This is a genomic window from Gordonia sp. KTR9, assembly GCF_000143885.2.
Lineage (GTDB): Bacteria > Actinomycetota > Actinomycetes > Mycobacteriales > Mycobacteriaceae > Gordonia.
The window spans coordinates 567,951-588,691 of record NC_018581.1 but is presented as its reverse complement, the minus strand read 5'-3'; the positions used below and the strand labels follow the sequence as shown (position 1 = coordinate 588,691).

18 protein-coding genes are annotated in these 20,741 nt (G+C 68.4%); 12 read left to right on the top strand and 6 right to left on the bottom strand.

Annotated features, from left to right (window positions below; genetic code table 11):
* Positions 1-22 precede the first annotated feature (22 nt).
* Complete coding sequence (locus KTR9_RS03435; RefSeq protein ID WP_010844028.1) at positions 23-412, top strand: DUF1304 domain-containing protein; 390 nt, start codon at positions 23-25, stop codon at positions 410-412.
* 33 nt (positions 413-445) lie between these two features.
* On the opposite strand, the gene KTR9_RS03430 is transcribed toward KTR9_RS03435, so the two are convergent.
* The 4 genes from KTR9_RS03430 to KTR9_RS03415 all read right to left on the bottom strand — a co-directional run bounded on the left by KTR9_RS03430 (position 446) and on the right by KTR9_RS03415 (position 3,291).
* Positions 446-1,573 (bottom strand): glutamate--cysteine ligase, encoded by a 1,128-nt coding sequence (locus KTR9_RS03430; protein WP_014925223.1) that lies wholly within the window; start codon positions 1,571-1,573, stop codon positions 446-448.
* A 32-nt stretch (positions 1,574-1,605) separates the two neighbouring features.
* A complete protein-coding gene (locus KTR9_RS03425; RefSeq protein WP_014925222.1) occupies positions 1,606-2,286 on the bottom strand; it encodes a superoxide dismutase family protein in 681 nt (226 codons plus the stop codon).
* A 106-nt stretch (positions 2,287-2,392) separates the two neighbouring features.
* Positions 2,393-2,878, bottom strand: a complete 486-nt coding sequence (locus KTR9_RS03420; RefSeq protein WP_014925221.1) for a LytR C-terminal domain-containing protein — start codon at positions 2,876-2,878, stop codon at positions 2,393-2,395.
* Between the two features lie 47 nt (positions 2,879-2,925).
* A complete protein-coding gene (locus KTR9_RS03415; RefSeq protein ID WP_014925220.1) occupies positions 2,926-3,291 on the bottom strand; it encodes a DUF3263 domain-containing protein in 366 nt (121 codons plus the stop codon).
* A gap of 258 nt (positions 3,292-3,549) precedes the next feature.
* Here KTR9_RS03415 and KTR9_RS03410 point away from each other — a divergent pair, with 258 nt between their 5' ends.
* The 6 genes from KTR9_RS03410 to KTR9_RS03385 all read left to right on the top strand — a co-directional run bounded on the left by KTR9_RS03410 (position 3,550) and on the right by KTR9_RS03385 (position 7,780).
* Positions 3,550-4,401: an esterase/lipase family protein gene (locus tag KTR9_RS03410; RefSeq protein ID WP_014925219.1), complete on the top strand. Its 852-nt coding sequence runs from the start codon at positions 3,550-3,552 to the stop codon at positions 4,399-4,401.
* A 20-nt stretch (positions 4,402-4,421) separates the two neighbouring features.
* Positions 4,422-5,024 (top strand): peptide deformylase, encoded by a 603-nt coding sequence (locus KTR9_RS03405; RefSeq protein ID WP_010844022.1) that lies wholly within the window; start codon positions 4,422-4,424, stop codon positions 5,022-5,024.
* Between the two features lie 14 nt (positions 5,025-5,038).
* Complete coding sequence (locus KTR9_RS03400; protein ID WP_044505776.1) at positions 5,039-6,034, top strand: N-acetylglutamate synthase, CG3035 family; 996 nt, start codon at positions 5,039-5,041, stop codon at positions 6,032-6,034.
* Positions 6,031-6,819, top strand: a complete 789-nt coding sequence (locus KTR9_RS03395) for an exodeoxyribonuclease III (protein ID WP_014925216.1) — start codon at positions 6,031-6,033, stop codon at positions 6,817-6,819. The genes KTR9_RS03400 and KTR9_RS03395 overlap by 4 nt, the downstream gene beginning before the upstream one ends.
* An 82-nt stretch (positions 6,820-6,901) precedes the next feature.
* The gene (locus KTR9_RS03390) at positions 6,902-7,333 is read left to right on the top strand and encodes a MarR family winged helix-turn-helix transcriptional regulator (protein WP_044505774.1); all 432 of its coding nucleotides are present in this window, start codon (positions 6,902-6,904) and stop codon (positions 7,331-7,333) included.
* Between the two features lie 24 nt (positions 7,334-7,357).
* Positions 7,358-7,780 carry an organic hydroperoxide resistance protein gene (locus tag KTR9_RS03385; RefSeq protein WP_010844018.1) on the top strand — a complete coding sequence of 141 codons (423 nt, stop codon included), beginning with the start codon at positions 7,358-7,360 and terminating at the stop codon, positions 7,778-7,780.
* A gap of 73 nt (positions 7,781-7,853) precedes the next feature.
* Here the strand turns inward: KTR9_RS03385 and KTR9_RS03380 are convergent, their stop codons facing one another.
* Both KTR9_RS03380 and mbtM read right to left on the bottom strand, forming a co-directional pair.
* On the bottom strand, positions 7,854-8,600 hold the full coding sequence (locus KTR9_RS03380) for a siderophore-interacting protein (RefSeq protein WP_014925214.1): 747 nt from the start codon (positions 8,598-8,600) through the stop codon (positions 7,854-7,856).
* A gap of 106 nt (positions 8,601-8,706) precedes the next feature.
* Positions 8,707-10,356 (bottom strand): long-chain-fatty acid--ACP ligase MbtM, encoded by a 1,650-nt coding sequence (gene mbtM / locus KTR9_RS03375; RefSeq protein WP_010844016.1) that lies wholly within the window; start codon positions 10,354-10,356, stop codon positions 8,707-8,709.
* 379 nt (positions 10,357-10,735) lie between these two features.
* Between mbtM and KTR9_RS03370 the strand changes: the two genes are divergently transcribed.
* The 5 genes from KTR9_RS03370 to KTR9_RS03350 are packed head-to-tail and all read left to right on the top strand — an operon-like array spanning position 10,736 to position 20,739.
* Positions 10,736-14,455, top strand: coding sequence for a non-ribosomal peptide synthetase (locus KTR9_RS03370; RefSeq protein ID WP_014925213.1), 3,720 nt, complete (start codon positions 10,736-10,738; stop codon positions 14,453-14,455).
* Between the two features lie 57 nt (positions 14,456-14,512).
* Complete coding sequence (locus tag KTR9_RS03365) at positions 14,513-15,121, top strand: GNAT family N-acetyltransferase (RefSeq protein WP_014925212.1); 609 nt, start codon at positions 14,513-14,515, stop codon at positions 15,119-15,121.
* A 4-nt stretch (positions 15,122-15,125) separates the two neighbouring features.
* The gene (locus KTR9_RS03360; RefSeq protein ID WP_014925211.1) at positions 15,126-16,943 is read left to right on the top strand and encodes an IucA/IucC family protein; all 1,818 of its coding nucleotides are present in this window, start codon (positions 15,126-15,128) and stop codon (positions 16,941-16,943) included.
* A gap of 5 nt (positions 16,944-16,948) precedes the next feature.
* Positions 16,949-19,285, top strand: a complete 2,337-nt coding sequence (locus KTR9_RS03355) for a penicillin acylase family protein (RefSeq protein WP_014925210.1) — start codon at positions 16,949-16,951, stop codon at positions 19,283-19,285.
* Positions 19,273-20,739, top strand: coding sequence for a condensation domain-containing protein (locus KTR9_RS03350; protein WP_014925209.1), 1,467 nt, complete (start codon positions 19,273-19,275; stop codon positions 20,737-20,739). Before KTR9_RS03355 ends, KTR9_RS03350 begins: the two co-directional genes overlap by 13 nt.
* Positions 20,740-20,741 lie beyond the last annotated feature (2 nt).

The window sequence follows — 20,741 nt, the reverse complement described above, 5'->3', positions numbered from 1 at the left end:
CGTTTTCTCGTAGGGTACGGGCATGGTCATCGCAGGTCTCGTGCTCGCCGCGGTCGCGGCACTCGTCCACGTCTTCATCTTCTATCTGGAGTCGATCGCCTGGACGAGCAAGCGCGCACGCGCGACGTTCGGCACCGGAACAGTGGAACAGGCGGGCGCGCAGCGAGAGCTCGCGTTCAACCAGGGCTTCTACAACCTGTTCCTCGCGATCACCGTGTTCGTCGGGATCGCCTTCGTCATCGGCGGATCGACCGCGATCGGCGCGACGCTCGTGATCACCGGCACCGCCTCGATGGCGGCCGCCGCACTCGTGCTGGCCGTGTCGAGCCCCGACAAGATCGCGGCCGCGCTCAAGCAGGGAGTGGTCCCCGCGCTCGGACTCGTCGTACTCGCCGCCGGCCTTGCCCTCTAGGCCCGAACCGGCCGGAAAGCTGCCGAACGATGGTCAGGGCGAGTCGAGTTCGGCCACCACCGACGCGACCACCTCGCGCATCGACTGCGTCCGGTGGTGCACCGCACGCTGCCGCTGATAGCTGGCACCCTGCGAGACGATGCGGTCGACGCCCGCGAGTTCGTCGACGCAATCGAGCTCGCGCGCAATGGGTTCGAGGCGCTCCAGCAGAGCGCTGAGATCGTCGGTCACGAGTTTCTCGGTGCAGTCCGAGTCGAGGATGACGATGGCATCGAGTCCGTATCGCGCCGCCCGCCACTTGTTCTCCTGGACGAGCCAGGGGGCCATCGTCGGCAGCGTCTCCCCCGCCGAGAACCGCCTATCCAGGTCGACGACGAGGCAGTGGATGAGCGCGACGATCGCCGACAGCTCGCCGAGGTTGGTCATGCCGTCGCAGACCCGGACCTCGATGGTGCCCAGATGCGGGGAAGGTCGGATGTCCCAACGGATCTCGTTGAGATGGTCGATGATCCCGGTCGTCTTCTGATCGGCGACGAAAGCCTCGAACTGCGCCCATGTCTGAAACTGGAACGGTAATCCGGCGGTCGGGAGTTGCTGGAACATCATGGCGCGGTTGCTCGCGTAGCCGGTGTCCTGGCCGGCCCACATCGGCGACGACGACGAGAGCGCGAGCAGGTGCGGATAGTAGTTCAGAAGCGCGTCGAGGATCGGTAACACCTTGTCGCGGTGGCTGATCCCGACATGGACGTGCACGCCCCAGATCAGCATCTGCCGCCCCCACCACTGGGTGCGCTCGATCAGCTCGGCGTACCGATGTCCCTCGGTGAGCAGCTGCGTCGAATACTCCGCGAACGGATGAGTACCCGCGCCGTACAGATCGACGCCGAGTTCCTCGGTCAGCACACGCACCACACCGAGCGTGTCGGTGAGGTCGGCGATCGCCTCGCCCGCGGTCCGGCAGATGCCGGTCACCAGCTCGACGGTGTTGCGCAGCAACTCCTTGTGGATCTTGCCGGCGAAGTCGGGATGGCGCTCACCGACGGCGGCGAAAAGCGCCGCCGCCGAGTTCGACAGGTCGCCGGTCACCTTGTCGGTCAGGGCGAACTCCCATTCGACCCCGAGGGTGGGGGTCGGTGACCCGTCGAACTCGATCGGTGTCATGTGCGCGGTGGCGTCGGACGGAGCCAGGACGCCTAGCTCTGCTCTTCGATGACACCGCACGCGATACGGGCGCCGGCGTCGCCTGTCTTCAGGGTGTCGGAGTTCGCGCCGCCCGGGTACTTGTCGGCCGGGATGTTGCCGAAGTTGTCCGGCTTCTCGTGGATCATGATCGTCTTGCCGATCAGCTGCTGGATGGTCACGGCGTCGGTCGTGGTGACCGTCCGGCCGGTGTGGTCCTCGAGGATGTTGATCGAGACCAGGTCACCGCTCGAGGGGTGATCGGTGTTGCCGTCCACCTGCAGGTGCCCACCCGCCGAGGTGAACGCCTGCGAACCGCCGGCGCCCGCGTCGCAGGTGCCGTTCTCGTGGATGTGCATCCCGTGGAACCCGGCGGGCAGGTCACCGGCGGTGACGCGCACGGTGACGGTGACCGGCTCGGCGGTCTCGGTGGCCGCGGTGATGGTGGCCTGACCGACGACCTTGCCGGAGGTGTCCTTGATCTCGGCGACGGCGATCTGGCCACTCGGCTCGCTGTCGACGTCGTCTTCGGCGCCGGGCGGCAGGGGTTCGTCGGAGACGACGGGCGGCGTGGTGCCGGGGACATCCGTGGGTTCCTGGTCGGGACTACACCCGGCCAGTGCCACGCCGATCAGTCCCGCGGAGACCAACGCGGCGAGGGCGCGGGGCGCGGCGAGTTTGGAACGTCCGGACATGTCACTCCTTGGTTGGCGGGCCATCGTTATCGGGATCGGGATGCGGTTTCGGAATCAGGGTGTGTGGTCATCGTTGTCGCGGGCGACGGTCTCGGGTCACGACCGGTCACGCACCGCTGACCGCGGTCACCACGATCACCGGGATACCGCCCCGGCAGCGCGTGAACGTGGTCGGACGCTCCTCGACGGCGACCTCCCCGCCGAGCGCAGCGGCGACCTCGTCGGCTTGGGACTTGTCCGTGTCGTCCTCATGGAAGATCGTGTTCTCGCTGAACCCGCCTGCGGTGTAGTTGCCGGGTTCGGCCATCTGGTAGCCCTTGGCCTGGAGCAGTTCGGTGACATCGGAGGCCAGGCCCGCGACCTGGCCGGCGTTGATCACGCACAACCGCTTGCCGGTCGATGCCGCACTCGTGGACGGCGACGTCGAGGTGGGTGTCGACGTGACGGTCGTCGCGGCCTCCGTCGTCGGCGAGTCGTTTCCCGCGGTCGCCGCGGAATGCCAGCCCAGGCCGATGAAGACGACGGCGACTGCGAAGAGCATCATCGCCCCCGCGCGCAGCGGCAGGCGATTGGGCTCACGGTCTGCATTCATCACCGACGACCTTAACGCACCGCGCGAGGGCGTCCGGGTTCAGCGTGTCAGGTGATCTCGAAGCCGAGACGACGAGCCGCACGGGCCTTCTGACGGGTCGCGCGCAGCCGCCGGAGGCGCTTGACGAGCATCGGATCGGCCGCGAGCGCCTCGGGGCGGTCCACCAGCGCGTTGAGCACCTGGTAGTAGCGCGTCGCCGACAACCCGAACAGCTCCTTGATCGCTTCTTCCTTGGCGCCGGCGTACTTCCACCACTGCCGCTCGAACGCGAGGATGTCGTGCTCGCGGCGGCTCAGGCCGTCCGCGCCGACCTCGTGCGGGTCGAGCGGTGCATTCTCCGCCCCGGTCCCGGCGTTCTTGTCGGGGGTGGGTTGATCGCCCTGTTTCTGGCTACGCGCAGCTGCGCCGTCCATCTCACTCCCTCAGATACAGTCAACGACCTCACACCACCGCTGACGTGCACCGATTCGCTGCGCGACGCGGGTGCTGACGTCTCCTCACGGCGACGAATGACAGCGGTGTGGTTCGCAGACAATCTAACCACGGCAGGCCGGTCCGATCGCGCTGTGACTCGCCACGGTGCGCAGTCCGCCGGTTCCACGTGACGGCGCCCACTGTTAGGCTCCCCTTACATCTCCGTCCCGGGGATGCCATCGATCGGGGGCAGACAGATGACGACATCGGAATCCGGGGCCACACGGTCCCGTCGAGCACTGGTGGGAGCCATCGCCGCGCTGGCGTCGGCGGCTGCGATCTCGTCGGCGGCGACGGCACTCCCGGCGCCCGCCCTCGCGGCGCCCGCCGACCGCGTCGTGGTCATCGTGCCCGGTCAGCAGCTCTATGCGGGTGACGCACAGAACGAGGAGACGTTCCGTCCGCTCGCCGACGCGATCCGCGCCGACGGGAACACCGTGGTGTACGCGCACGCCGGTGGACGCGACGTCGCGTCCGACGCCCGGCTCATCCAGCGGACCGTCGCCCCCTTCGCCGGCACGGCATCGTCGATCGGCCTCGTCACCCACAGCGCGGGCGGGCTCGGCGCCCGGCACTACCTCAAGTTCCTCGGGGGGTCCGCCGTGGTCGACGAATACGTCGCCATCGGGACAGCGCAGTACGGCTCGCCCGGCGGCTGCGCGCAGCCGCGCGACGCCGGCTACGACACCTGCATGTACGCCGACGCGATCACCGCCCTCAACCGCGGCCCCGACGCCCCCGGACCCACCCGCTACTCGGTCGTGCAGAGCGACGGCGAATGGACCGACGGACGCCTCGACGGGACCGCGCAGTGCCGTGCCTACTCACCGGTCCCCCTCGCGAACACCGGTTTCGACCACACGATCGAGATGCGTGACCCGACGATCATCGCCAACGTGACGACCTCGCTGCGGGGGGCGTGCGCCGGCACGGTGGTGACCGAGCCGGTCGACAGTTTCGACTGGCAGTCGACGCTGTTCCCGGGCATTCCCGGTCCCGCCGGTGACGCCATCCGCGACGCCGTACCCGGCGTCGTTCCTGCGCCCTGAGCAGCGCTAAGGTGAGCGCCATGGCGATTCTCCCGATCTGCATCGTGGGCGAGCCGGTCCTGCACCAGCCGACCACACCGGTCCCTCTCGACGCCGACGGCCGTCCGTCGGATGAGGTCATCGCGCTTCTCGACGACATGTACGAGACGATGGACGCCGCGCACGGCGTGGGGCTGGCCGCCAACCAGGTCGGGGTCGGGTCCCGGATGTTCGTCTACGACTGTCCCGACGGCGACCGCACCGCGCAACGACGCCGCGGCGAGGTCATCAACCCCGTGCTGGAGACGTCCGAGATCCCCGAGACCATGCCGGATCCCGACGACAACGACGAAGGCTGCCTGTCGGTGCCGGGGGAGCAGTTCCCCACCGGTCGCGCCGACTGGGCGCGCGTCACCGGCGTCGACCGGACCGGCGCGGAGGTGACCATCGAGGGCACCGGGTTCTTCGCGCGGATGCTCCAGCACGAGGTCGGTCACCTCGATGGCTTCCTCTACGTCGATGTCCTCATGGGGCGCAACGCCCGAGCCGCGAAGAAGGCGATCAAGCGGAACCAGTGGGGCGTGCCCGGGTTGACGTGGACGCCCGGCGAGGTCGCCGACCCATTCGGCCACGACGACGACTGATCTCGCTTCCGCGCGTGGAGGTCTCGAGGTCGGGTGCGGTCGTCGGCGACCGGGTGGTCGTCCGATATCTGCTGGGCGATTCCACCCCCGCCGACTGGCGGGGTGATCCTGCGGCCGCCCAGTCGGATGTGACCGGCGTCCTGCTCGACGACACCGGCCCCCTGCGGATCCGACGCGACGACGAGGAATTGTCCATCCCGTTCGACGCGATCACCTCGGTGCGCCTGTTGTCCGCGAAACCCGTGCGCAACAGTGAGATCCGCATCCTCGAGCACGCTGCCGCCGCCGCCTGGCCCGGCGTCGACTCCGAGTGGATCGACGGTTGGCTCCTGCGCGCCGGCCACGGATTCACCAGACGCGCGAACTCGGCGGTGCCCCTCGAGCGGCACGCGCGTCCGGACGCATCGTCACTACGACGCATCGGCGAGTGGTACGCCGATCGCGACCTCCCCGTTCTGCTCGCCTTTCCGGAACGACTCATCCCGCCGACCGCCGTCGCCGGGGAACCAGGGGTCGAGGTACAGATGCTGACCGCCGACCTATCGGAGCTGCACGCGCGCATCGGCGGAACTCCCTCGCACACAGTACGACTCGAGACCGTCCCGGACACCCGGTGGTTGGGCGCATATACCGGTGGGCGCGCGTCTGGTCGGCCCGAGGCCGCCGCCGGTGTGGTGACCGCCGGGGACGGCCCGCTGGCCTTCGCGTCCATCGGTGACGCGGCGGCGATCGGACGGGGCTCGGTGACCGAGTCGCCGGACGGACGCCGGTGGCTGGGATTGACCGCACTGTGGACCGACCCGGGCCGGCGCGGAGGCGGACTGGCCGCGTCCGTCGTCGTCGCCCTGACGGCCTGGGGCATCGGCCACGGCGCCGACTCGGTCTACCTGCAGGTCGAGTCCGGAAACCGGCAGGCCGGATCGTGGTACCGCCGCCTGGGTTTCGGGCTGCACCACACCTACCGCTACCTCACCCCGGACATGCCCGGGTCACCGGGGAGCATCCGATGAGGATCGCCACCTGGAACGTGAACTCGATCCGCGCCCGGTCGGAGTCCGTCGTGGCGTGGGCGGAGAGCACCGACGTCGACGTCCTGGCCCTGCAGGAGACCAAATGCCACGACGACGCGTTCCCGCTGATGAGTTTCCTCGCCGCCGGGTACGACGTCGCCCACATCGGTCAGGGCGCCTACAACGGCGTGGCGATCGCCTCCCGCGTCGGGCTCGACGAGGTGGAGATCGCCTTCGACGGAGTCCCGACACACCCCGTCGACGGCCAGCCGATCCGCGAAGCACGGGCGATCTCGGCACGCTGCAAGGGAATTCGCGTGTGGAGTCTGTACGTACCCAACGGCCGCACCCCCGCGGACCCGCACTACGACTACAAGCTCGCGTGGCTCGAGTCCCTCCGTGCGCACATCGCGCTGCGGTTGGCGCATGATCCGGCCGCGGAGATGATGCTCGCGGGCGACTGGAACGTCGCACAGACCGACGACGACGTCTGGGACCGGGCGTATTTCGACGGCCGGACCCATGTCACGCCACCCGAACGTGCTGCGGTGCAAGGATTCCTGGATGACGGCCTCGTCGACTCCGCGCTGCCGTACGCACCCGGTTACACCTTCTGGGACTACACCCAACTACGTTTCCCGCGCAACGAGGGCATGCGCATCGACTATGCCTTCTGCTCCCCGGCCCTGGACACCCGGATCGTGGGCGCGCGGGTGGACCGCGACGCCCGAAAGGCCAAGAGCGCCAGCGACCACGCGCCGGTGGTCTTCGACATCCTCGACTGAGCACCCGGACTCCCACGTAACCGCACCGCTGAACATCGTGCTTTAGGTTGTGCACAATTCAATTGCGTGATACTTTTCAGATGTGAACGAGTTGTCCCTGGATCAGCAGCTGTGCTTCGCCCTGTACAAGGCGTCTCGCGCAGCGACCGCGGTCTATCGGCCACTCCTCACCGAACTGGGGATCACCTATCCGCAATATCTGGTGATGCTGGCACTGTGGGACCACGACGGCCGATACGTGAGCGAGTTGAGCGACCTGCTCGAACTGGACAGCGGCACACTGTCTCCTCTCCTCAAACGGCTCGAGGCGCAGGATCTGATCGAGCGTCGCCGTTCGCGCGGAGACGAACGTCGGGTCGCCATCCACCTCACACCGGCCGGCAAGGCGCTGCGCGCACGCGCGCTTCCGATTCCCCGGCGTCTCACCTCGTGCACGGATCTGTCCCCGGAGGCGATCGACGACTTGCGTTCGAGTCTCGACGCCCTCACCGCGCAACTCAATCAGTGGACCTGAACCACGTCACACAAGGAGAACACCATGAAAGCGATCTACACCGCCGAAGCAATCGCCACCGGCGACGGCCGTAACGGACACGGCCGCACCAGCGACGGCCAGGTCGACGTCGCCCTCGCCACCCCGCCGGCCCTCGGCGGGTCCGGCCAGGGGACGAACCCCGAGCAGCTCTTCGCAATCGGGTATGCCGCCTGTTTCCACTCGGCCCTGCGCCTGGTGTCCAAGCAGGCCGGCGCCAACGTCGAAGACTCGTCGGTGGGCGCGCAGGTGAGCATCGGGGCCCTCGACGGAGGAGCTTTCGGACTCGCCGTGAACCTCGAGGTGACACTGCCCCACCTCGATCACGACCAGGCCCAGGAACTCGCGGACAAGGCGCACGAGGTGTGCCCCTACTCCAACGCCACGCGCGGCAACATCGACGTCACCATCACAGTCACCGACGACTGAGCCCGCCCGGGCGCGCGGCCTCGAGGCAGTCCGTCGACGACGGAGCGTCAGCGCGCCCGGCCGGTCAGGCCGGTCAGGCGAACGACTTGCCGACGATCCAGTAGGCCTGGGATTTCACCGATTTCTTGGTCAGCCCGTACTCGGCCCGGAACAGTCCCGCGACTGCGCGAGTGCTCGTGGAATCGAGTGCGACCCAGCCGAAATGATCGGAGGCGTCGAAGGCGGCGGACCGAACCGCGTCGACGAGGTCCGAACCGTCGCGTCCGCGCGGGATCCAGTGGACCGTGTCCTGGTCACGGACCCGCAGCGGCAGCGACCTGTCACTCTCGTGCTGGTACTCGAACCAGATCGTCGCGCCCGCCCCGGACTCGCCGAGCGTGTCGAGCAACGAGTTGATCGCGGGGAGTGAGGCGGTGTCGCCGGCGATGAGCCAGCCCGCCGGCGCCGGATCGGGGATGGCGAACTTGGAGCCCATCAAGGTGGCGCCGATGGTCTCTCCCACCTGCGCTTCCTGGGCCCACCGTGCGGCGGTGCCGTCGTGGATGGCGAACTCGATGTCGAAGGTGTCCGTGGCCGGGTCGGGATCGACGAGCGTGTAGCCACGCTGATGCAGCTTGCCGCCGTCGGCGAACCACAGCCGTACCCACATGGTCGGGTGGATCGTGGCGTCGGCGAGGAGCCCACCCCCATGAAAGCGCAGACGCAGGTAGTGATCGGTCACCGATTCCTTCGCGGTGAGGGTGAAGGTGTAGTCGTCACCGCCCAGGATCTTCATGACCGCGCCTTGCCAGCCGCGCCCCTTGGTCGATACCTCGCTCATGTGGAGAACCTCTCTACAGTGTCTCTCCGGCCCGGTGATCGAGCCGGAGAGACACTGTCATTCTCGTGACCGTCGGCATGACACGACGCATCACGGAAAATCGGACCTACTCGAACGTGCCGTCTTCGACCATCTGGCGGGTCTCGAGGCGGCGGATCTTGCCGGACGTGGTGCGGGGCACCGAGTCCGGCGCGACGAAGATCACCTCGGCGGGCATGATCCCGCACGCCGACGCGACTTCGGAGTTGACCTCGGCGCGCGCCTTGTCGGGGTCGGAACCCTTGTACTCGGCGAGGATCACCAGGCCCGGGCGTGCCGACCCCTCGCCCCGCGCCATCGCCACGACACCGCCGCGACGGACCCCGGCCACCTCGGCGGCGGCCCGCTCGATCTCGATCGGGAACAGATTGCGGCCGGCGACGATGATGACTTCTTTGGCCCGGCCGCAGATCACCAACCGGTCGTCGACGAGGTAGCCGAGGTCTCCGGTCGAGAACCATTCACCCGCACCGAGATCGGCGTCCCCGAGGTACCCGCGCATCATCGATGCGCCGCGGATCTCCACGTGCCCGACGTTGCGCCCGTCGATCATCGGGACGTCCACGTTCGGCTCCACGATGCGAACCTGCATGCCGCCCAGCGGTTTACCCAGGATCGCGTAGCGACGACGAATCGGCTCGCCCCCGCCGGGCGGGGTCACGGTGACCTCGTCGTAGTGCGCACCCTCGCCGACAGCGGGCATCGTGACCGCGCACGCGGACTCGGCCATGCCGTAGGCGGGCGCGGCAGCGGACGGATCGAAGCCGAACGGGGCGGTCGCCTCGAGGAACTTGTCGAAGGCGTCGGCGTCGATCGGCTCGCCGCCGCTGATCGCGACGCGCAGGTGCGAGAGATCGACGTCGCGCAGCAGTTTGCCGTACCGGCCGAGGATGTCGTAGGCGAAGTTCGGCGCCGCGGTGACCGTCGTCTTGGTCTCGGTGAGCCACTGCATCCACTTGAAAGGAGCAGCGGCGAAGGCCGTGTTCGGCACGATGTAGGCCGAGATCCCGGTGGTCATCCCCGCGAGCAGGAACATCAGGCCCATGTCGTGGTAGAGCGGAAGCCAGCTGAAACCGGTGTCGCGCGTGCGGTGGAGGCCGAGCCGGCTGACGAGTTCGATCGCGTTGGAGTAGACCGCCGAGGCGGGCAGGACCGCGGTCTTCGGGTCACCGGTCGAGCCGGCGGTGCCCTGCAGGACGGCGATCGTGTTGCCGTTGACGTTGCGCGCGACGAAGCCCGTGGTGTCGGCCCCGAGGCCGTACTCGCCCACTCGCGCGATGTGCAGCCTGCCTTCGACCTTCGACAGGAGGTCGAGCTGCGCGCCGCTGCCGAGGACGGTGCCGACGCCGATCGACACGAAACGCTGGTAGGTGTTCTGCGCCCAGCGCTCCTCGTCGGCCCCTCGGATCGGCCCCGGCAAGATGCTGACCGGCACGCCGGCGAGCCATGCACCCTGGATGGCGGCGATCAGATCCACCGTGGGGTCTCCGATCAGACCGAGGGCCTGCGGCTCGTGCAGTTCGCTGTCGGCGAGCAGTTGCACGGAGATCTGCTCGGCGCGGGCATGGACCTCACGCCACGGGGTCGTCACCCATTCACCGGTGTCGGAGTCGAGGACGGACAGACTCGTGTCTCCCGCCAGCATCGCCTCACGAACGGTGGCGGCCAACGCATTGGTCGAGCCCGATTCTTCCAGGATCACACTGTTCTGCGACATTCTCGTTTCCCGTTCTCGCCAACACGTGGCGTCGGTCCTTGTGATCGTCTTCCGGTCGGGTGAGCGACCGAGTGGTCATACCGCGTGTCGTCCCCGACCGCTGGTCATGGCGAACACGAACGTTCGCGCCATTTGGGTAGGGTAGCCTAATCTTTGTCGGACACAAGACCCAGATCCCGTCGATGTCACAGCGTGATCCGCATCATCCGATGGGACGACCGAGCCGAACTTAGGCTAACCTAATTCGCGTCGGCTCGGGGGGCTCTCGCCGGCATGCCCAGGGATTGGGCAGAGCGGTTAGTTAGTATAACCTACCCTAAATGCGGGTTCCCCCAGCCTGAGTAACCATGTCACCGAACTGCGAGAGGCACGCCGGCTGATGGCCACGAATTCCCAGACCACGGACCTCACCACCGCGGCCGACGTCGTCGCCGAGGTGGCCCAGGCCCTCGGCCTGACGCCCGAGTCGATCGACCCGGAGCAGGATCTCATCGCCCAGGGACTCGATTCACTGCGGATGATGCGACTGGCCGGCACCTGGCGCAAACGCGGCATCGACATCGACTTCGCCCGCCTGGCCGCGCAACCGACCATCACCGCCTGGACAGAACTACTGCGCGCATCGACTGCTCGCGCCGGTGATGCGACCACATCCGGTGACCGCCCGTCCGCGTCCGACGCGGCCACGGCACCCGACATCCGCGGCGAGGTGGGCGCCGCGCTCGGTGTGTCCCCCGAGTCGATCGACCCGGAGCAGGATCTCATCGCCCAGGGACTCGATTCACTGCGGATGATGCGACTGGCCGGCACCTGGCGCAAACGCGGCATCGACATCGACTTCGCCCGCCTGGCCGCACAACCGACCATCACCGCCTGGACAGAACTTCTGGGCGGCGCCTCGACGCCGGCAGTCGACGACACCGCGACGCCGCTGCCCGAAACGACCGCGGGCCCGTTCCCGCTCGCTCCGATGCAGCACGCCTACTGGATCGGGCGATCGGACAGCCACGCCTTCGGCAACGTCGCCGCCCACCTCTACATCGAATTCGACGGTTCCGACGTCGACCCCGAACGCTTTGCCTCGGCCATGTCCGCGCTGATGGAACGCCACCCGATGCTGCGTGTCCGCGTGCACCCCGACGGCACCCAGGAGATCGGGCCGGCGCACCCCGAAGCCATTGCCGTACACGACCTCCGAAACCACTCGACGGAGATGGTCGAACAGATCCTGGCGGCGAAGCGCACCGACGGAACACACCGCACGCTGCCGGTCGACGAAGGGGCGGTCATCCGCGCCGAACTGAGTCTCCTGCCGGGCAATTCGACCCGTGTTCACCTCGACGTGGACATGATCGCCGCGGACGCGATGAGCTACCGCGTCCTCGTCGATGACTTCGCTCGCCTGTACCGCGGCGAGACGCTGCCCGAGCTCGGGGTCACCTTCGCGACGATCACCGCGGACCGCACCTCCCGCGAGACCCTCGACGACGACGTGACGTGGTGGCGCGAACGCATTCCCACGCTGCCCGGGCCGCCCGAGCTCCCGCTCGACGAACGCGCGGCACGGGGCGAGGTCGAGCCGCACAGTGTCCGCCTCCATCACTCCGTGTCCGCCTCGGACTGGAAGCGGCTCGAGGAGCACGCGCACCGTCGCGGGGTCACCCCCGCGGCCGCCGTCGCCGCGGTGTTCGCCGAGGCCGTCGGAACGCATTCGGCCACATCGCGATTCCTGCTCACCGTGCCCTTGTTCGACCGCCCCCAGATCCATCCGGACGTCGAGCAGGTGGTTGGCGACTTCACCTCGTCGATCCTCGTGGGCGTCGACCTGAGCGAGCCGGCCACGCTCGCCGAGCGAGCGCGGTCGATGCGGTCGTCGATGCACGAGGCCGCCGCCCACGGTTCGATGAGCGGACTGGACGTGCTGCGCGAGTTGAGCCGCCACCGCGGCGAGCCGGTCGTCTCCCCGATCGTGTTCACCAGCGCATTGGGACTGGGCGACCTGTTCTCCCAGCAGGCGACCGACGTGCTGGGCGATCCGTCCTGGATCGTCTCGCAGGGTCCGCAGGTCCTCCTCGACGCCCAGGTGACCGAGGTGGCCGGCGGTCTCCTCCTCAACTGGGACGTCCGCGCCTCCGACCTCGAACTCACCACCGCACGTTCGATGTTCGACCACTACGTCCGCCTCCTCGGGCTGCTCGTCGACGGCGAATGGGATGTGCGGGCACCGGATCCGATCACCGCCGAGGTTCGCGCCCAGCGACTTTCGGTGGAGAACCCGCTGCCGGTCACCGACACCTTCGACGGCACCCTGCACAGCACCTTCTTCACCCGGGCCGCCGAACGGGGCGACGCACCGGCTGTCGTGTCCGACGCACGTTCGTGGACCCACGCCGAACTGGCCGACGAGGCACGACGCATCGCGGCAGCACTCGTCGCGGCCGGCGTCGGGCCCGGCGACACGGTCGTCGTCCATCTGCCCAAGGGCGGGGATCAGGTCGTCGCGGCACTCGGAGTTCTCGCCGCCGGCGCAGCCTACGTCCCGATCGCCCCCACGCAGCCCCGGGCGCGACGCGAGCGGATCGTCGACGTGGCCACGCCGGCCGCGGTTCTCACCACCGACCCCGCCGGCTGGGCATCCACCGACAGCGTCGTACTCGCGCTCGACGACGCCCGGCTCGCCGAGCCGATCGAGCCGGTCGCGGTGACCGCCGACGACCTCGCCTACGTCCTGTTCACCTCCGGCTCGACCGGACTGCCCAAGGGGGTGCAGGTTCCGCATCGCGCCGCGGTCGCGACCATCACCGACCTCGTCGACCGGTTCGCCATCGGAGCCGACGATCGCAGCCTGCAGGTGTCGTCGCTGGAATTCGACCTCTCCGTCTTCGACATCTTCGGTCTGCTCGCCGTCGGCGGTGCCGTCGTCGTACCGGGAGACGACGAGCAGACCAAGGTCGACGACTGGGAGCGACTGCTCACCCAGCACTCGGTGAGTGTCCTCAACTGCGTGCCGTCCATCCTCGGCATGCTCCTGGACCTCGCGCCCCTGCCCGCATCACTGCGGATGGTCATCATGGGCGGCGACAAGGTCGACGTGTCACTACTCGAGCGCGTCGCCGCGCAACTGCCCGACTGCCGGGTCGCGGGCCTCGGCGGCACCACCGAGACGGCCATCCACTCCACGATCTGCGAAGCGGACGCCGTCCCGGCGGGAATGGCGTTCGTGCCGTACGGGATACCGTTGCGCGGCGTGCGCTGCCGAGTCGTCGACGACGCCGGCCGCGATCGTCCCGACCTCGTCCCCGGCGAACTGTGGATCGGCGGAGCCGGAGTGGCCGACGGGTACCGGGGCGATCCGGACCGCACGGCCGACCGATTCGTCGAACACGAGGGCCAACGCTGGTACCGCACCGGCGATCTCGCGCGCTACCTGCCCGGTGGCTTCCTCGATTTCCTGGGTCGCGCCGACCACATGGTCAAGATCCGTGGCTACCGTGTCGAACTCGGCGAGGTCGAGGCCGGCCTCCTGGGTCTGTCCGGTGTGGGCTCGGCGGTCGCCTGGTCCGACGGCCGCGACCTCCGCGCCGCGGTCGTGCTCACCGCCGGATCGACCGACGACGACGCCGACCTCCGCGCCCGGTTGTCGGAAACCCTTCCGCCGCACATGGTCCCGCGATCCATCACGGTTCTGGACCGGTTCCCGCTGACGCCGAACGGCAAACACGATCGCAAGGCCATCGCCGCGGGCACCCGTACCGACGACGACCCGATCGAGGCGGTCGCGCCGCGCGGCCCCGTTGAGGAGGCACTCACGCTGATCTTCGGCGAAGTCCTGCCCACCCCGCCGGTGAGTGTCACCGAGGACTTCATCTCCCTGGGCGGCGATTCGGTCCAGGCCACCCGGGTGGTAGCGCTCTCGCGCCAGTGGCTCGACGCGCCCGCGCTCTCGGTCGCCGACATCTTCACCGAGCGAACCATCGCCGGTCTCGCGAGGCGTCTGACCGAACTCGACGGGGAACGGGCGGCCTTCGTGGCGCAGACCTTCCTCGACGTCATGCACCTCACCGACGAACAGGTGGAGGCCGAGATCGCGAGCAGTTGACCGCATCCGGCACACCTCCGGCCACAACGCCAGACCATCTCCCAGAGCAAAGGCATCATGACCATTTCCTCCGCACCGACCTACGACCTGAACTCGGTCGATCTCGACGACGTGTCGCACGCCGCGACCGTCCACGGATGGCTCACCCATCCCAAGGCCAAGTACTGGGACATGCTCGACAGCTCGGTCGCCGACGTGGAGAAGATGATTCGCGAGTCGGCGGAGGCCACGGCCGGTACGCCTTATGGAATGCGCCTGGGCTACCACGACGGGCACCCGCAGTTCCTGTTCGAGCTCTACGACCCGGCCACCAGTGAACTCGCCGACCCCGCCAGCGGTTACGTGCCCGCCGACGGCGACATCGGCATGCATCTGCTGGTCGCCCACGCCGAACAGTCGCTTCCCGGCTTCACCGGCGCGGTGATGCTGCACATCATGCGCACCGCGATCCTCGAGGTCGGCGCCGCCCGCGTCGTCGTCGAGCCGGACGTCCGCAACAAGGCCGTGCACCGCCTGAACGCGAGCGTGGGATTCCGGGTCGACGGGGACTACCCCGTCGGGAACAAGACCGCGCACCTGAGCTACTGCACCCGAGCCGATTTCCTCGCGGTGACCGACAACGGCAGGTCTGTCGGACCGGTCGAGGTCACGGACCTGGGGGCGTAGATCGTTGACTCTCCAGGACATCGAGACCACGCAGGGGTTCGCGGTGCGCACGGCCGGGGGGTCGGGTGCGCGAAGCCATCGCCAGACGTATCACACCAGGATCGCGAAGAAGATCCTCGCCGAGTTCTCCCACGAGCGGGCGCTCGATCCGGTGGCGACCGGAGACGGCGGCTATCTCGTCTCCTCCGCCGACGGCCGCACCGAATACCACTTCCGCGCCGATCGTCTCGCCCTGGACAGCTGGGCGATCGACGAGTCGTCGTTGCGTCGTGTACAGGACGGCGCCGAACTCCCGATCGACGCGATCGCCATGATCGTCGACCTCGCACCGTTGGTGGGCATCGGACCCCAGGCGCTGCCGGAGTACCTCGAGGAGTTCATCAACACCCTGGCCATCAGCGCCGAGCGCCCGGACGTACGCCGCATCGCGGCAGCAGATCTCGCGCACGCCGACTTCCAGACCATCGAGGCGACGATGACCGAGGGGCATCCGTGCATCGTCGCCAACGCCGGCCGTCTCGGATTCAGTGCCGAGGACATCGAGCGGTATGCGCCCGAGGTCGGCAACCACTTCCGCCTCGTCTGGCTGGCCGCCCGTCGCGAGGACTGTGACGTCGCCACCGTCGACGATGTCGACTACGACGCGTTGCTCCTCGACGAGCTGGGCGCGGAGACCCTGGCGGGTTTCGACGCCGCGCTCGTCGAAGCCGGTTGCGACCCTGCGGATTACCGGTACCTGCCGGTCCACCCCTGGCAGTGGGTCGAGAAGGTACAGAAGCTGTACTCCGCCGACATCGCCGGTCGGCGCATCGTCGAGGTGGGGACGAGTCCTGACCTCTACCAGGCCCAGCAGTCGATCCGTACGGTGTTCAACGCCACCACGCCGACCCGCAATTACGTCAAGGTCGCGCTGTCCATCGTGAACATGGGGTTCACACGCGGGATGTCGGCCGACTACATGCGTACGACACCGCTCATCAACAACTGGGTCCGCAGACTCGTCGCCGACGACCAGTACCTCGCGGCGATCGGTTTCGAGATGATCTTCGAGGTCGCCGCGATCGGTTACCGCAGCCCGACCTTCACGCCGATCACCCAGCCGGGATCGGAGTACCGCAAGATCCTGTCGGCGCTGTGGCGCCAGAGTCCGGTGCCGTTGACCGCCGCCGACGAGCAATTGTCGACCATGGCCGCGCTGCTGCACGTCGATCACCTGGGCGAGCCGTTGGTGGGCGCGTTCATCGAACGTTCGGGAGTCCCGGCGACCGAGTGGGTCCGCCGCTACCTGCGGACCTATCTGCATCCCATCGCCTACCTGCTCTACCGGTACGAGCTGAAGTTCTCCCCGCACGGCGAGAACCTCATCCTGGTTCTCGCCGACGGCATTCCGGTGCGCGCCATCCTGAAGGACATCGGCGAGGAGGTGTCGGTGTTCGGGAAGGCGGAGGGACTCCCCGAGAGCTGCGCCCGTGTCCGGACCACCGAGCCGGACGAGATCCGCAACCTGGGTGTCCTGTCGGATGTCTTCGACGACTTCCTGCGCCCGCTCGCCGAGGTCCTGCACACACACGGCATCGTCGACGACGACGAGTTCTGGTCACTTGTCGGCGAGAGCCTGCGCGAGTTCGTGGCCGCCCATCCCGAACTGGAGGACCGTCTCACCCGTTGGGACCTGTTCGCACCGGAGTTCGGAGCGGTGCACATGAACGGTCTGCAGTTGCGCAACAACAAGCGCATGGTCGACATCGAGGACTCCTATGCCTCACTGATCGACGCCGGTCACCGGCTCGCCAATCCGGTTGCATCGCACAGGGACCGGTGACCGACATGACCGCAACCCACACGAGCGGGCACCCGGACGTGGAGATCCTGCGAGACGGGCACGGCATCCCGCACGTCCGCGCGACGACGCCGGCGGGCGCGCTGTACGGTCAGGGCCGGGCATGTGGCGAGGACCGACGCTGGCAGATCGAGTTCATGCGGCTGCGCGCCGAGGGACGCACCGCCGAGGTCTTCGGAGCCTCGTGCATCGAGTGGGACACCTTCGCCCGCCGAGCCCAGCTCGACGCCGCGGCCAAACGGATCTTCGAGGCATCGTCGACCCGCACCCGCGATCTCGTCGCCGCCTACGCCGCCGGGGTGAACTGCACGCTCGACGACCCCGAGAAATCCGCTGCCGCACCGGAACTCGAGGCACTAGCGCATCGGCCACAACCGTGGCGTCCGTGGACACCGATCTCGGTGTTCATCATGCACCACGTACTGTTCGGACGGTTCACCACCAAGCTGTTCCGCCTGCACGCCTGCCGCACGCTCGGTCTGGATGCCCTGCGATTCTGGGACTTCGAGACACGGGAGACCGATCCCACGATGCCCGCGATGCCCGACGAGGCATTCCTGGACGAGATCCTGGCGATCACCCGGCCGGCGTCCCCGGAGGAGCCATCCCCCGCGGTCGACCTCGGTGACCCGATGTCGGGCAGCAACGCGTGGGGAGTCTCCGCGGAGCGCAGCTCGACCGGTGCGCCGATCGTCGCCGGCGACCCGCATCGCTTTCTCGAACTTCCGGGCATCTACCAGCAGTTCCATCTCGCCTCGACCGGTCCTTCGGACGCATTCGACATGGCCGGTTTCGCCTTCGCCGGCGTTCCCGGGGTCCCCCACTTCTGCCAGGGCGACGACATCGCCTGGGGCATCACGAACGCGATGGGTGACTATCAGGATCTGTACCTCGAGCGGTTGACGCGCGACGATGCCGGCACGCTCCTGGTCGAGGTGCCGGGCGGGAACCGGGTGCCGGCCGGGGTCAGCACCGAGACGATCCTGGTCCGGGACGCCGAACCCGTGGCGGTGCAGGTGATCACCACTCCGAACGGTGCCGTCGTCTTCGGCGGTCCCGAGGACACGTTCGCGATGAGCATGCGGTCTCCGCTGCTCTCCGAGGAGGTCACCTTCGACGCGCCGCTCGATCTGCTCTTCGTGCGGACCGTCGCCGATGTCGAAGTGGCGCTGGCCAACTGGGTCGAACCGGTCAACCGGGCAGTCATCGGCCATGCCGACGGCACCGTCGCCACCCACGTGGCCGGCCGGGTGCCGGTCCGTGCACCCGAGAACTACTGGCTGCCGGTACCCGGCTGGGACGAGCGCTACCAGTGGCGCGGATACGAGCGGGGTTCACTCGGCGATCCCGACTTCGACGCGACACTCCGGGACCCGATCACCGTCACCGCCAACCAGCGCATGTCGGATGTGCCTGCGCTACAACCGCTCACGAGCGAGTGTGTGGAGCCGTTCCGCGCCGACCGCATCGCGGTACTGCTCGACGAGCTCACGTCCGTGAGTCCGGCGGACTGTGCCGACATCCACTCCGACGTGCGGCTCGAGCAGGCGAAAGTGGTCCAGGAGTTGCTGTCTCGCGTGCGAGCCGACAGCGACGAGGCCGAGAAGGTCCGGCAGCGACTGGTCGCCTGGGACCGCTCCATGGAGGCCGAGAGCACCGACGCCTACCTGTACGCCGAGTTCCGCACCCAGTTGGTCCTCGGTGTGGCGAACACCGACATCCTCGCCCCGCTGCGCGGGCCGCACGGCTTCCCGGCGGTGTTCCAGCCGTGGTTCGTTCCCGAACCGCGCCTCGCCACCGCACTGACCTCGGTCGTCGCCAACACGGCGGGGATCGGCATCGACATCGAGGCCGTGGCGGTCGCCGCCCTCGACGCCGTGGTGGCCCGGGTCGCCACCTTCGGTGCCACACCCACCTGGGGCAGCGTCCACCGGCTGGCACCGATCCACGGATTCGACCTGGTCGGCGCATCGCCGCAGTATCCGGACCTGTTCGCGACCCTGCGTCCGACGCCGCTCCCGCTGGCCGGCGACGCCGAGAGCGTTTTCGCCAACGCCGCGGCGGTCGGCACGCACCTGTGCATCACCGGTGCCGCGGCCCGCTATGTGTGGGACCTCGCCGACCGGAACGCGAGCCGCTGGATCGTCCCGCTGGGCGTGAGCGGCGACCCCAGTTCCGATCATTTCCAGGACCAGGCGCCGCGGTGGGCGGCGGGCCAACTGGTCGAGGTCGTCCGCGACTGGGACACATTGCACGCCATGTCCGCAGCGGCGTCGACGCCGTCCGCCGCCCCGTCGACCGAGAGGGAACCATGCCCGCGTTGACCGAAGAGCGACTCACACTGCTGCGCCGTCGGATCGCGCAGGCGGGTGACATCAGTCCCGCTCGCTCCGCCGACGCACCGGACACAGCCGTACCGTTCGGCGAGTTCGGGATCGCCGAGCGTCGGATGTGGCGGATCTACGAGCTGGACCCGGACTCGGTGTCGCACAACATCGGACTCGTGCTGGGGTTCGGCGGGAGCCGGACGCTGAGTTCGGTCGTCGCCTCCGCCGAACTACTCGTCGAACGGTTCCGGGTGCTGAGCTCCGTGGTCGAGACCGACGACGCGGGCACACCGAGTCGACGCGCCGTGTCGCGCTCGGGATCGTGGGACGCATCGGGAACGGTGTGGACCTGGGGACTCTCGGAGACGGCTGCGAGCGGCATCGGCACCGGTGCCGATGCCGATGCCGCGGCGACCGCCCTGACGCGGACGCCGTTCGATCTTCGCTCGGAAGTGCCACTCCGGCTGCGCGTCTCGGGGTCGGACGGAGACGTCACGATGATCCTGGTGGTCCACCACCTGGCGGTCGACGACACCTCGTGGCCACTGCTCCTCGGCACCCTGGTGTCGGGTTCCTGGCCCGGAGACATCACCGCCGAAACCCGCCCGGAGACAACCGATCCCACTGCCGCGGCGGATGCGACGGACAACGCGGTCCGACATGCACTCGCGACCTGGGCCGCCGAGGACGTCCGCTACCCGCTCACGGGTGAGCTGCCCACGGAGAGCGCCGCCGACAGCTGGCTGTCGCCGATGCACGACCGCTACGGCATCAAGGTCGCCGCCCCGGTCGCGGCCGACTCGCTGACCGCTTTCGGGCGGGTCGCCCAGATCGTCGGGGCGACACCCAATGCATTGCTGATCGGGGTCTGCTCACTGGCGGCGTTCGCGCTGACCGGCGCGGCCGACCACGTCCTCGTGGTACCGGCCGACAACCGGCGACGGGCACAGTCACCGCAGGATGTCGGCTACTGCGGCAACATCATCCCGATGCGATTCCGCATCGACCCCGACGACACCGTCGAACAGGCCCTCCGCGATGCGGGTTCGGTGATCTACCGGGCAATGGAACACTCCGGCACCGATTTCGGGCCGATCCTCACCGCGTTGCGGCAGCAGGGTGGTCGATTCCCCGTCATCGAGATCATGGCCTCGGTCCGGCCCGCGCCCCTGCGCGGGATCCCGCAACCAGCCGACGCACCGGTCACCTGCCACTCGGTCTTCAACGGGATCGCCAACTACCCGCTCTCCATCGCCTTCGAGGCCGACGACGACAGCACCCATGTCGAGGTGGATCATCAGCCGGGGATCGTTCCCGACGCGGTGGCCGACCGGGCCACCGCGGTACTCACCGCGCTCGTCGACCTGATCCCGACGTCGTTGCACCACTCCGTCTCCGCGCTCCTCGAGGTCCTCGACGAGCGCGCTCCGCAGAAGGGCAGCGCCGGATGACC